Below are 12,978 nucleotides of genomic sequence, written 5' to 3' on the forward strand. Positions count from 1 at the left end.
CTGCCATAAATTGCAGAGTGGACGAAGCATTCTATACGAATTGCGTCAGGCTGGCGCAGGTTCGCGCAGCTGATCACGCAAGGAAAACTTCTGAATTTTTCCTGTCGAGGTGCGTGGGATCGGCGCAAAGACAAAATGGCCGGGCACCTTGTAATGCGCCAGATGCGCGCGGCACCATGCCTTCAGATCGTCCGCATCCACCTGCTGACCCGCATTCAATTCGACAAAGGCGCAGGGGGTTTCACCCCATTTTTCGTGCGGCATTGCGACGACGGCAACAACCGCCACAGCATCATGCCGATACAGAACCTCTTCTACCTCGATTGACGAAATATTTTCGCCGCCCGAAATGATGACATCCTTGGACCGGTCCTTCAGCTGGATATAGCCGTCAGAGTGTACAACCCCCAAATCGCCGGAATGGAACCACCCGCCCTTGAATGCCTCTTCTGTGGCTTTGGGATTGCGGAAGTATCCCTTCATCACCACGTTGCCGCGAAACATGACCTCGCCCATTGTTTCGCCGTCGCGTGGGACGGGTTGCATGGTTTCCGGATCAAGAACATCCAACCCTTCCAAGGGAAGGTAGCGTACCCCCTGCCGCGCCTTTAACCGCGCTTGTTCGGCACGCGGCAGTTCGGTCCATTCCGCATGCCAGTCGTTGACAACCGCAGGCCCATAGGTTTCGGTCAAACCGTACAGATGGGTCACATCAAAGCCGGCTTCCTTCATGTCCGCCAAAAGCTTTTCCGGTGGGGGTGCAGCCGCGGTGAAGAACTGAACGGGAGTGTCCAAGGTGCGCTTGACCGCGTCAGGGGCCGAAATCATCAGCGACATCACAATCGGCGCCCCGCATAGATGGGTGACGCCCTCATCTGCCAGTGCCGACCAGATCGGCTCAGCGCGCACCTGCCTTAGACAGACGTGCGTCCCGATGATCGCGGACATGGTCCAAGGGAAACACCAGCCATTGCAGTGGAACATCGGCAACGTCCACAGATACACAGCATGTTTGGCCATCGACGCGGTCAGCGCGTTTCCCTGCGCCAGCAAATAGGCACCGCGATGATGGGTGACGACGCCCTTCGGATCCCCTGTCGTGCCCGATGTGTAGCTGATTGCGATGGCATCCCATTCATCCTCTGGCATCAACCACTCAAATGCAGGATCGCCGGATGCCACAAAGGCTTCGTAGTCTTGCAAATCGTGCGACGCACGCGGGCCGTCGAATTCAACGTCATCATAAACGATGATCGTCGGGGTCGCAGAACAGAGCTTCAACGCCTCGTTCAGCAACGGCAGAAACTCTGCGTCCACAATCACCATCTGCGATAAAGCGTGATCCAGTTGGAACGCGATGATCGCTGCATCAAGTCGTGTGTTGATCGCGTGCAAGACCGCGCCGCACATCGGCACACCGTAATGGCATTCCAGCATCGCAGGTGTGTTCGCCAACAACGCCGACACCGTCTGACCGCGACCGATGCCCTGCCCTGTTAACGCCGATGCCAACTGGCGCGACTTTGTGTAGAAATCAGCATAGCTGCGCCGCAGCGCCCCGTGGACGATCGCGGTATGATCCGGAAAAACAAGCGCCGCGCGTTCCAGAAAACCAATCGGCGTCAGCGGCTGGTAGTTCGCCGGATTGCGATCAAGATCGGTGTTATAGGGGTTTCCCATCATGCGTCCTGCCATTCGGGGGCACGTTTTTCGATGAAGGCGCCGATGCCCTCTTCGGCGTCACGCGCCAACATGTTGTCGACCATCACACGCGACGCGTAATCATAAGCGTCCGCCAAAGGCATCTGCGCCTGCGCGTAGAACGCACGCTTGCCTGTCGCGAGGGTCATGGACGATTTCGATGCGATCTTGCGCGCCATGGCCATGACGTCGTCTCGCAATGCATCGGGGCTTGTGCAGCGGTTCACCAATCCGATTTCTGCCGCCCGTTCGGCAGACGTCATGTCACCGGTCAGTAGCATCTCCATCGCGTGTTTGTTCGAAACATTGCGCGACAAGGCCACCATCGGCGTCGAACAGAACAGCCCGATGTGAACGCCAGGCGTGCTGAATTTGGCAGTATCGGCAGCGACGGCCAGATCGCAGCTGGCCACCAACTGACACCCGGCTGCCGTTGCGATGCCTGTCACTTCGGCAATGACAGGCTTGGGGCAGTTCACGATGCCCTGCATGACCGACGAACACTGCGTCAGGATGCGGGTAAAATACGCGCGACCGCGGTCCTCTCCCGTCCGGCCTGCCGTCATCTCCTTAAGGTCGTGACCCGCACAAAACGCAGGGCCGTTGGCCGCAAGAACGATGACCCGCACCTTCGGATCGCGCCCCGCATCGTCAAAGGCTGTGCCAAGTTCGGTTAGCATCGCCTCGGACAGGGCATTGCGTTTGGCCGCGTCGTTCAGGGTCAGGCGCAATACGCCATCAGAGTCGAGATCGCGCAGAAGAATGCTCATGCTGGTCCCTTAAAAGATGTTGATTTCAACGCTGTCCGCCAACGTGTTGGCGATAAAGCAATAGCGATGTGCACGGTCCTGCATTTGGGACAGCGCCTCGTCCGTAACCGCAAAGCCCGAGTCAAAGCGCACCACCGGATGCAGATCGATCCGTGTGACCGACATCTGGCCTTTGGGGTTCTTACCCAGATGCGCCACAGCGTGATCGGAATAGCCCGCCACCGGCCATCCTGCCTTGGCTGCAAGCGCAAGGAAGGTCATCATGTGGCAACTGGACAAAGCCGAGGCCAGCGCCTGTTCAGGGTTTGTGTTGCCCGGATCACCGCCCCAATCAGGGGCGGCATCCACGTCGATATCAAAGCGCGCGCCAAAGGAAACGCGATGCGCGGCAGAGTATTTGCCTGGAAGCAGGTCTGTTCCGTCCCGCTGCCAGTGCAGATCAATGGCAAGCGACATGGATCACGCCGCCGCCAGCGATTTCTTCGGATCGAAGAACGGACGTTCGACCACTGTCGCCGTTGTCGGACCTGCGGGCAGAACGACCTCTAGCTGCATACCCAGATGCGCATGATCGACGGACACCATCGCCAGCGCAATGTTCTTTTCCAGACGCGGGGAGTAGACCGCAGAGGTCACCTTACCCACCTCTTCGCCGCCATGGGACACCGGCCAGAACGTGGTGTTCGGGCCTTTCAGCGGCTCGCCATCGATGATCAAACCGATCTGCTTGCGCGTCACGCCTTCGTCACGAATACGCTTGAGCGCAGCTTTGCCGACGAAATCCGCCTCCATGTCCAGATTGCAAAGGCGATCCAGACCCAGTTCGAACGGGTTGGTGTTGATGTCTGCATCCGCGTGGTACGACAGCATGCCGCCTTCGATCCGGCGGATCGACGATGTGTGACCCGGCTTCAGGCCGAATTCCATACCAGTCGCCATAATCCGTTCCCACAGCGCGTCACCTTTTGACCCGTCACGCAGGTACAGTTCATAGCCCAACTCGCTGGACCAGCCTGTGCGGGACACAATCAGTGGGATGCCATCAAGGTCGACTTCACGCATCCAGTAATACTTCAGGTCCATGATGTCGTCGCCAAACAATGCGCGCATGATCTCGCCCGACTTGGGGCCCTGCAATTGCAGCGGCGAGACGTCGGGTTCGCAGATCGACACGTCCATGCCCGAGTGCACCGCCAAACCCTGTGCCCAAAGCAGGATGTCGCTGTCTGCCAGCGAAATCCAGAAGTGGTTTTCCGCCAGTCGCAGCAGGATGGGGTCGTTTAGGATTCCGCCCTCTGCGTTTGTGATCAGGATATACTTGCACTGACCCACAGCCATCTTGGACAGATCGCGCGGCGTCATCATCTGAACGAACTTGGCCGCGTCCGGACCAGTGATCTCGACCTGACGTTCGACCGCCACGTCGCACAGGATCGCGTCGTTGACCAAAGACCAGAAGTTCTGTTCCGGATCACCGAAGTCGCGCGGGATATACATATGATTGTAAACCGAAAATCCCTTGGCGCCCCAACGCACAGTGGCGTCGAAATAGGGGGATTTGCGGATCTGCGTGCCAAAGCCGAAGTCGTCTGCGTGCATGAATAGCGCCCTTCTAACTCTCCGGATCAGTCGTCCGGAAACGGTGGATGATGGCGCTTATTTAGGCGGCAATTTTCGTGTGATGTGGTCTGAAAATCGGATGAACGCGGACCGTTCAGGCTAAAAAATCTGCCGCTCTCAGACCGTTCGGTCGCGCGGCACACTTCCGGCCAGTTTGGCGATGTTCGGACGGCTCGCCTTCACGACCCGAGTCGCGAAATAGGTCATGTAGCGGTCCACGGAAATGTCGGCATCCAGCATGTCCTGCATCAGCGCCTGAAAATCGGCAAGCGTCGGGCAGATCGCTTTCATCACGTAATCCATCCCCCCACCGGTCGAGATACATTCAGTGATATCGTCCTGTGCTGCGACCCATGCCTCGAATCGTTCGAAATCGGCCTTGCGGTGATGGGTCAGGGACACCGTCACGACGACTTGGGTAAAATTACACAGCTTTTCGAGAGCAACCTCGGCCCGATATCCACGAATGAACCCTGCGGCCTTGAGCCGGTCCAACCGCGCCCAACACGGCGTGGCCGAGATATTCACAATCTCGGAAAGACGGGTTTTGCTCAGTTGCCCGTGGTTCTGAACCGCGGCGAGTATGCGGATATCCGTGGCGTCGAGGCCGATCTTTTTCACCAAACGTGACCTTTCTCTGTGCACCAAAGAAGAGAATCGCCTTTAGGCCAAGGCGGCAAGTCTGTTTGTCCTTTAGAGCCTCCGCCCCGAAATGCCATGCATTTTCCGACACGAACTGTTCAGGAAGCGGCGAAACGTGCGTTGTCTGGGGCCGTCACCATACCCCCATCCGTCGTCCCCGCCTTCACGGGCCTGATCTGTACCCTGCCCATTCTGGGGCACACGACATGGCATTTGTATGAGAAGGCCGTGGGGTAGAATAAACTTTCAAGCGTTTACGTTCTAATACTTTCCAGAGTTCTGTTTCAAAAGCGCTAGAAGCGTTAGAAACAAACGAATTCGTCAATCGACTAAAAAATTTGCGTATCTTGTTTTATCGATCAAGTTTTGCAACGAAGGATAAGATTCTACTATGTATCACCTGAAGTTGACGTTGCGAAAGGACAGCCCTCCGCTGAAAGAAGGCATTGATTCCTTAGGGCCATCCCTACGAAAATTTAAGTTAGTTTCACCGTCGACTTAAAGCGACAAGCAAGTCTGCAAGCAGCTCTTTGTCATCACGTAGTGAAAATCCCATGCCCTTTGGCTTAGCGTTTGTTTTGTACGCAACAACATTTACCAACAATGCGGTTGGCGCTTTACTTTCAAATACAACTGAACCGACATCACTGATCTTAAACTCAATATCGGAGTCAATCTTCGAAGCGAAACTAAAGCCAGAAGAGGTTACATTAGTCGTATCAACTTCCAAGTCCAAAGCTGTTCCCCTCACTTCTTCTGAGACCAATACTAAATATTTCCCTTCAGCCAATTGATATTCGTTTTCGGCCGACACGCCCGCCGTAGCCATAGTATCGTACCATTTGTCAGGATCGGACTTGATGTAGTTGACCAGTGCGTCCACAGGGTTAGACAGCTCAACCCGCCGAGCCTGTTTGGTGACAAGCTTTGTTCGATTACTTGCTTCATTTTTCAAATCAGCTTCTAACTCACTATCTAATACCCGCGCGAGATTCGCATTAGCCGAAATTTCGATTCCTCTCTCGAACTTCGTTACAATATCAAGGGGGTTACGGTTTTTTCCAGACAGCTCGGAATCTGGAACGTTGATTGTAAGCAGTCTTACAGCAGACTTTCCTGGTCGATCCCAAAGATAAACCTGCCCAATACTCATCTGAGGTTTGTTAATGAGGCCTCTAGAGGTAACCTCGTCGTTCAGTGTGATATTTGCAGTTTTCGTGCAACCAACTGCGACTAGCGTCGCGGCCAAAGCGAAAAAGAAACTCCGCATCATAAATCTGTCCCTTTTTTAATAAATAGTCGTGATAAGATAGTTTATATTCCAAATTTTCAATAATTGGTAGTTTCTTAAAAGGAATACAGAGCACGCAAAAAACAGAACAAATCAAACCCGTGTTTAGGCGACTTTAAACTATATTTTCCAACAGGATAACATTTAGCATTGAAAATAACATGTGTTGCCAATGACGGAAATCTGCTAGTGGCGCCCACTTCGCGCCCCAACTTGACCTAGGTCAATTCGCCTGACGCTCCCCCGCTCTAAGAAGGGGAAAATTCACAAACAGGACCCTTGTGAAATGAGCGATCAGCCAAACGCCAGCCTCTATGCTGCGCGAGAGCCCATCTTTCCCCGCCGAGTCTCGGGCAAGTTCCGCACCCTCAAGTGGTGGATCATGGCCGTCACACTTGCGATTTACTATCTGACGCCGTGGATCCGCTGGGATCGCGGGCCGAACCTGCCCGATCAGGCGGTGCTGGTCGATCTGGCCGGTCGGCGTTTCTACTTCTTCTGGATCGAGATCTGGCCGCACGAGTTCTATTTCGTCGCAGGCCTTTTGATCATGGCGGGGTTGGGGTTGTTTCTGTTCACCTCGGCCCTCGGGCGTGTGTGGTGTGGCTATACCTGCCCCCAGACCGTCTGGACCGATCTTTTCATTCTTGTCGAACGCTGGGTCGAAGGCGACCGCAACGCGCGTGTGCGTCTGTGGAATGCCAAATGGGACCTGCACAAACTACGGCTTCGGTTGACCAAATGGGTTCTGTGGTTGCTGATTGCCGTGGCGACGGGCGGCGCGTGGGTGTTTTATTTCGCCGACGCGCCGACCCTGATGCGTGATCTGTTCACGCTTCAGGCCGCCCCTGTTGCCTACACCACCGTCGCTATTCTGACCGCGACCACCTTTATCTTTGGTGGTTTTATGCGCGAACAGGTCTGCATCTACATGTGCCCCTGGCCGCGTATTCAGGCGGCGATGATGGACAACGATACCCTGACCGTGGCCTATCGTGACTGGCGCGGTGAGCCGCGTGGCAAACACCGCAAGGCTGAGGGGGCCGAGAACCTTGGCGCCTGTATCGACTGTAACGCTTGCGTCAACGTCTGCCCCATGGGGATCGACATTCGTGACGGCCAGCAAATGGCCTGTATCACCTGCGCGCTGTGCATCGATGCTTGCGACGAGGTGATGGAGCGCACTGGTCAGGAGCGCGGTTTGATCGACTATCTCGCCCTGTCCGACACGCCGCGCGAAATGGCCGGTGAAAAGCCGCGCCCGATCTGGCAGCACGTGTTCCGCCTGCGCACCATCATCTACACGGCCCTGTGGGCGTTGATCGGTGTGGGTCTGGTTTGGGCGCTGTTCATCCGTTCGGACATCGACCTGACGGTCGAACCGGTGCGCAACCCGACGTATATCACCCTGTCCGATGGCGCGGTGCGCAACGTCTATAACCTGCGCATCCGCAACCTTGCCGCAGATGACCGCGAATTCCGTGTGCTACTGTCGTCGGATGAAATCCTGCGGATCGATCTGGAAGATACCGGCGCATCCTCGCCCAACCATGTTGTGGTGCCTGCCAACGAAACCCGCAGCGTTCGGGCCTATGTCACGGCGCGTCCGGATGATACTGCTGCAAAGGCCGACCGCACGGACCTGAGCCTGTGGATCGAGGATGTGATCACCGATGCCCGTTCGGGCGAAGCGACCGTCTTTAATGGAAAGGACACACAATGACCGCACGTAAAATCACCGGCTATCACGTCTTTGCCGTATTCGCGCTGGCCTTTTCCATCATCATCGGTGTGAACGTCACCATGGCGGTGAACGCGGTCCGCACCTTCCCCGGCATCGAAAGTAAGAACAGCTATATCGACAGCCAGACTTTCAACGAACGTCGTGCCGCGCAAGAGGCGCTGAACTGGGATCTGGATGTCGCTTTGGGTGCACGCGAGATCGAGGTGCGGTTCGACGATGGCCATGGCCCCGTCCAGCCGCAGAACCTGAAGGCTGTGCTGGGCCGCGCAACCGAACGTGAAGACGACATCGCGTTGGAACTGATCTACGTCGGTGGCAGCCATGTCGCCCCGATCCCCGAACTGGGGGCCGGCCGCTGGGTGCTACGCCTTGAGGCTGAGGCCGAAGATGGCACGGCCTTCCGCAAGGACGTAAAGCTTTGGGTGACTGAATGACCATCTCTGCCTGCCCAGCCTGCACCGCTGCACCACTGGCGGAAAGCACGGCGCAGCGCGGCAGCGATGCTGCGCCGACCCATGAGCTGGTGCTGCCGCAAATCCACTGCGCGGGCTGCATCCGGACCGTTGAATCTGTGCTGGCCAATCAGCCGGGCATCCAGTCGGCCCGTGTGAACCTGACGCAAAAGCGTGCGCGGATCGTTGCCGTTGAGGCCGCCGATCCTTTGGCGTGGATTGATGCGCTGTCCCGTGCTGGGATCGAGGCGCATGAAAGCACAGGTCAGACGCTGACCGACGATGCAGGGCGTGCGCTGATCGTACGTCTGGGCGTGTCGGGTTTTGCGATGATGAACGTGATGCTGCTGTCGGTGGCCGTCTGGTCGGGCGCAACGGATGCGACACGGGATATGTTCCACTGGATCAGCGCGTCCATCGCGCTGCCTGCTGCGATCTTTTCCGCTCAGCCGTTTTTCGTGAACGCATGGAGCGCGTTGCGGGTGCGCCGCCTGAATATGGACGTGCCGATTTCGCTGGCGATCCTGCTGGCCTGCGGCATGTCGCTGTACGAGGTGATGGCAGGCGGGGATCACGCCTATTTCGACGCGGCACTGTCGCTGACGTTCTTCTTGCTGGCGGGTCGTGTGCTGGATCAACGGATGCGCCGTGCGGCACGCTCGGCCGCCAAAGATCTGGCGGCGATGGAGCCGACCCGTGTCACACGGATCGAGGATGGCCATCACGTCAGCCGCCCCCTGACCGAAATTGCGGTGGGTGATCAGCTGTGGCTGACCGCCGGATCGCGCCTGCCTGTAGACGGCACTCTGGACGTGGCCGAGGCGCGGCTGGATCGGTCGATGCTGACCGGCGAAAGTGATCCGGTGATGCGTCACCGTGGCGCTGCGCTTCAGGCGGGGGAAACTGTTCTGGGCGGCCCGATCCAGATCACAGCGACGGCTGTGGGCGAAGACACCACACTGCGCCGTATGGCGCGCCTTGTGGGCATCGCCGAAAGCGCGAAGTCGGCCTACACCGGTCTGGCAGACCGCGCGGCGGCGATCTATGCGCCTGCGGTTCACCTGATCGCCTTTGGCGCGTTCGTCGGATGGGTTTGGGCCACCAGTGACATCCGTCTTGCCCTGAACATCGCCGTTGCGACCCTGATCATCACCTGCCCCTGTGCGCTCGGGCTGGCGGTGCCAGCCGTCGCGACAGCGGCAACGGGGCGTCTGTTCCGCAACGGGATGCTAGTGACATCGGACACGGCCCTGGAACGGCTGGCCGAAGTGGACGTCGCAGTTTTCGACAAAACAGGCACGCTGACCCGCGCGGTTCTGCTGACACCCGACACCCTGCCGGATGACTTGCACCCTGTGCTGCTGGGCCTGGCGCAGGCATCGCATCACCCTCTGGCGCAAAGCCTTGTGCGGGCGCTTAGGGATGTGACTGCGGCAAAGCTGAGCGATATCCGCGAAGTGCCCGGTGAGGGCGTCAGCGCCGATTGGTTTGGTGCGCAGGTCTGGTTGGGCCGCGATCCTGCAGATAACAGCGGGGACACCGTGTTCTGCGTAAACGACACCTGCTATGCCCTGCCCCGCAGCGAAGAGCTTTTGCCGAACGCCCGCGAAGTCGTTGGGAAACTGAAATCCATGGGCTTGCCCGTGTACCTTCTGACCGGCGACCGGTCGGATAAGGCGCAAGCGATTGCCCAGCAACTGGGCGTGGATGGCGTCACCGCCGGAGTGACACCGGAAGACAAGCTGCGTCAGGTCACCAACCTGACCGAGGCCGGTCATAAGGTGCTGATGGTGGGCGATGGTCTGAATGACACAGGCGCTATGGCTGCGGCCCATGCCTCGATCGCGCCGGGAAGCGCGTTGGAAGCCAGCCGCAATGCCGCTGATATCGTGATCGTCTCGGGCGCTCTGACAGGCGTGACCCAAGCCATCGCCACATCCCGTTCAGCCCGCAAACGCATTCTGGAAAACTTCGGACTGGCGGCCAGCTATAACGCCGTTGCAATCCCGTTGGCACTGATGGGCTTTGCGACACCGCTGATGGCGGCGCTTGCCATGTCGCTCAGTTCCGTTACCGTGATCCTGAACGCGCTCAGACTGAAGGACAGCTGATGAACATCCTTGTGATCCTTGTGCCCTGTTCCCTGCTGTTGGGTCTGTTGGCCCTTGCCGGTTTTCTTTGGACGATCAAGTCGGATCAGTACGATGACCCCGACGGCGATGCGAACCGTATTCTAAACGACGATTAAACCAGCGTGGTTGGCAAGAACGCGTAGGTCAGACAGGCCTGCGCGATCCAATAGGTCGACCAGACGACATACGGTGCCACCTTTTGTAGGCGCGATGCGTCGGACAGAACGAACAACTCTTGCGCCAGCACCAGATCGGACAGGATAAACACGCCTGCCCCGATCTTGGCCCAGATCAGCCGTCCGGTCGCAGGCAGGACAAGCGCAACGGCACCCATCGACAGAATGATCGGGATATAGGCCATCACAGGCCAACGCAGGTTGCCTGCGCGCGGAAACAGCTGAACCGCGACCAAAGCGCCCAGAACGCCCAACAGCATGATGACCCAAGGCGCGGGGTGCAGATACAGCCGCTCGGGCACCGCCAGCGGATGCGCCAGAAACAGACCGACATATAAAAGATGTCCCGCCGCAAAGGCCGCAACGCCCAGTTTGAACGCCAACTGGCTGTCGCGCGAAATCAGCCAGTCACCCAAGGCCGAAACCGCCAGAGCCGCGACAAGCGCCCAAGGTCCGCCCGCCAAAACCGCACCCACCGACAAAGCCGCGATGGATGCCGTTTTGATTACAGATTTCAGATAGCTTTCTTCAGCGTGGCAAAACCGAACAAGGTAAACCACCGAGGCAAGCGCACCGATTACCCACCAGATAGACATACATTCCTCCCCAATGCGCGGAGAGGCTAACCATATACATATCCTGATTAGTAGGTCGGAAGGCCGAACCTATCCGATTTCCCCACTAAAATGCTTGATTGTCAGCCGTATCGGGTTAGGGGCGGCCTGTCCGAGGCCACAAATCGAGGCATCGACCATGGCTTGTGACAGTTCCTCAAGCAGATCGGTGTTCCATTTTTCCGCCTGCATCAGCTTGACCGCTTTTTCACAGCCGACACGACAGGGCGTGCACTGGCCACAGCTTTCGTCTTCAAAGAAGCGCAGCATGTTCAGGGCGGCGTCACGGGCACTGTCCTGATCGGACAGAACGACAACAGCCGCCGATCCGATGAAACTGCCATGCGGTTGCAGCGTGTCGAAGTCCAGCGGGATGTCATCCATCGACGCGGGCAACAGACCCGAGGACGGACCACCGGGCTGGTAGGCTTTGAAGCTGTGACCGTCCAGCATGCCGCCTGCGGCCTCGATCACGTCCAGAATGGTCGAACCGGCAGGCAACAGATGCACGCCGGGGTTCTTCACGCGGCCTGAAACGGAATAGGACCGCAGACCTTTGCGACCGTTCTTTTCGACCGACGACAGAACCTCGGCCCCTTCGCGGCAAACGCGGGCGACCCAGTAAAGCGTTTCGACGTTATGCACCAAGGTGGGGCGATCAAAGATACCGACCTGCGCCACATAGGGCGGGCGGTGGCGGGGCATGCCGCGCTTGCCTTCGATCGATTCAATCATCGCGGATTCTTCGCCGCAGATATAGGCACCAGCGCCGCGACGCAGATCGATATAGCCTGCCTCGACGATGCCAGCCGCTTCCAGTGCCGCGATTTCACGGCGCAGGATTTCCAGCACGGCGGGATATTCGTCGCGCATGTAGATGAACGCCTTTTCGGCCTCGACCGCCCAAGCGGCGATCAACATGCCTTCCAGAAACAGATGCGGCGTGCGTTCCAGATAGTAGCGGTCTTTGAACGTGCCCGGTTCGCCTTCGTCACCGTTCACAGCCAGATAACGGGGGCCGGCATTGCCGCGTACAAAGCCCCACTTCTTGCCAGACGGGAAGCCTGCGCCACCTAGGCCACGCAGACCGGATGCCAGAACCTTGTCCTGCACCGCTTCCCAATTGCCGTTTTCACGCAGGTCTTTCAGCGTCGCATAGCCACCCTCGGCTGCGTAGGCATCGTATGTTTCATAGTCGGGAACATGGGCGTGGGTGTCGCCTGCTTTGATCGCGGCTTCGACCTTTTCGACAGTGGCGTTGTCGATGTGGTTGTGACCCAGTTCCAGAACCGGCGCGGTATCGCAGCGGCCCATGCAGGGCGCGCGCAGCACGCGAACCTCGGATGCATCCAGACCACTTTCCAGCGCCTCGCGCAGCTGTTCGGCACCGGCCAGTTCGCAAGACAGGGAATCGCAGACGCGGATTGTCAGCGCGGGCGGCGGGGCCTCGTCTTCTTTGACCACATCGAAATGGGCATAGAAGGTCGCGACTTCATAGACCTCGGCCATGGCCAGTTTCATTTCTTCGGCCAGCGCGCGCAGATGGGCGGCAGACAGATGGCCGAATTCATCCTGAATCAGGTGGAGATATTCGATCAGCAGATCGCGGCGGCGCGGACGGTCGCCCAGAAGATCACGGACCTCGGACCAAGAGGTATCAACCAGCTGGCGTCCCTTGGGTGTCCCGCGGCCTTTGCCGGGGGCCTTTTTCCATACGCCTTTTTGTTCGTCCAAAGCCATCAAGCTCTCCTTCCCGAATTGACTGACAACTTACAGCGCCTCAGCCGTTGGGGTGTATTGAAAAGCGACACCTGTTCGGGACGAAACGGCTTATTC

12 protein-coding genes are annotated in these 12,978 nt (G+C 58.0%); 4 read left to right on the forward strand and 8 right to left on the reverse strand.

Going from position 1 to position 12,978, the window contains the following annotated elements; genetic code table 11:
- Positions 1-45 precede the first annotated feature (45 nt).
- The 6 genes from AC4FIA_RS13750 to AC4FIA_RS13775 all read right to left on the reverse strand — a co-directional run bounded on the left by AC4FIA_RS13750 (position 46) and on the right by AC4FIA_RS13775 (position 6,006).
- Positions 46-1,683 (reverse strand): acyl-CoA synthetase, encoded by a 1,638-nt coding sequence (locus AC4FIA_RS13750; RefSeq protein ID WP_490366353.1) that lies wholly within the window; start codon positions 1,681-1,683, stop codon positions 46-48.
- Positions 1,680-2,471 carry an enoyl-CoA hydratase gene (locus AC4FIA_RS13755; protein WP_287474881.1) on the reverse strand — a complete coding sequence of 264 codons (792 nt, stop codon included), beginning with the start codon at positions 2,469-2,471 and terminating at the stop codon, positions 1,680-1,682. The genes AC4FIA_RS13750 and AC4FIA_RS13755 overlap by 4 nt, the downstream gene beginning before the upstream one ends.
- A 9-nt stretch (positions 2,472-2,480) precedes the next feature.
- Positions 2,481-2,927 carry an OsmC family protein gene (locus tag AC4FIA_RS13760; RefSeq protein ID WP_103910894.1) on the reverse strand — a complete coding sequence of 149 codons (447 nt, stop codon included), beginning with the start codon at positions 2,925-2,927 and terminating at the stop codon, positions 2,481-2,483.
- A gap of 3 nt (positions 2,928-2,930) precedes the next feature.
- Positions 2,931-4,070: a glycine cleavage T C-terminal barrel domain-containing protein gene (locus AC4FIA_RS13765; protein ID WP_287474878.1), complete on the reverse strand. Its 1,140-nt coding sequence runs from the start codon at positions 4,068-4,070 to the stop codon at positions 2,931-2,933.
- Between the two features lie 138 nt (positions 4,071-4,208).
- Complete coding sequence (locus AC4FIA_RS13770; protein ID WP_103910892.1) at positions 4,209-4,712, reverse strand: Lrp/AsnC family transcriptional regulator; 504 nt, start codon at positions 4,710-4,712, stop codon at positions 4,209-4,211.
- Positions 4,713-5,220: 508 nt separating this feature from the next.
- Positions 5,221-6,006, reverse strand: coding sequence for a hypothetical protein (locus tag AC4FIA_RS13775; protein ID WP_490366331.1), 786 nt, complete (start codon positions 6,004-6,006; stop codon positions 5,221-5,223).
- A gap of 304 nt (positions 6,007-6,310) precedes the next feature.
- On the opposite strand from AC4FIA_RS13775, the gene ccoG reads away from it, so the two are divergent.
- The 4 genes from ccoG to ccoS are packed head-to-tail and all read left to right on the forward strand — an operon-like array spanning position 6,311 to position 10,468.
- Positions 6,311-7,747 (forward strand): cytochrome c oxidase accessory protein CcoG, encoded by a 1,437-nt coding sequence (ccoG, locus tag AC4FIA_RS13780; protein ID WP_490366332.1) that lies wholly within the window; start codon positions 6,311-6,313, stop codon positions 7,745-7,747.
- Complete coding sequence (locus AC4FIA_RS13785) at positions 7,744-8,202, forward strand: FixH family protein (protein WP_490366333.1); 459 nt, start codon at positions 7,744-7,746, stop codon at positions 8,200-8,202. The genes ccoG and AC4FIA_RS13785 overlap by 4 nt, the downstream gene beginning before the upstream one ends.
- Positions 8,199-10,331 carry a heavy metal translocating P-type ATPase gene (locus tag AC4FIA_RS13790; protein ID WP_490366334.1) on the forward strand — a complete coding sequence of 711 codons (2,133 nt, stop codon included), beginning with the start codon at positions 8,199-8,201 and terminating at the stop codon, positions 10,329-10,331. The genes AC4FIA_RS13785 and AC4FIA_RS13790 overlap by 4 nt, the downstream gene beginning before the upstream one ends.
- Positions 10,331-10,468, forward strand: coding sequence for a cbb3-type cytochrome oxidase assembly protein CcoS (ccoS, locus tag AC4FIA_RS13795; RefSeq protein WP_287474863.1), 138 nt, complete (start codon positions 10,331-10,333; stop codon positions 10,466-10,468). The genes AC4FIA_RS13790 and ccoS overlap by 1 nt, the downstream gene beginning before the upstream one ends.
- On the opposite strand, the gene AC4FIA_RS13800 is transcribed toward ccoS, so the two are convergent.
- Complete coding sequence (locus AC4FIA_RS13800) at positions 10,465-11,124, reverse strand: lysoplasmalogenase (protein WP_490366335.1); 660 nt, start codon at positions 11,122-11,124, stop codon at positions 10,465-10,467. The genes ccoS and AC4FIA_RS13800 overlap by 4 nt on opposite strands.
- Before the next feature lie 69 nt (positions 11,125-11,193).
- Positions 11,194-12,882: an NAD(P)H-dependent oxidoreductase subunit E gene (locus AC4FIA_RS13805; RefSeq protein ID WP_490366336.1), complete on the reverse strand. Its 1,689-nt coding sequence runs from the start codon at positions 12,880-12,882 to the stop codon at positions 11,194-11,196.
- Positions 12,883-12,978 lie beyond the last annotated feature (96 nt).

Source organism: Thalassococcus sp. (assembly GCF_982780845.1).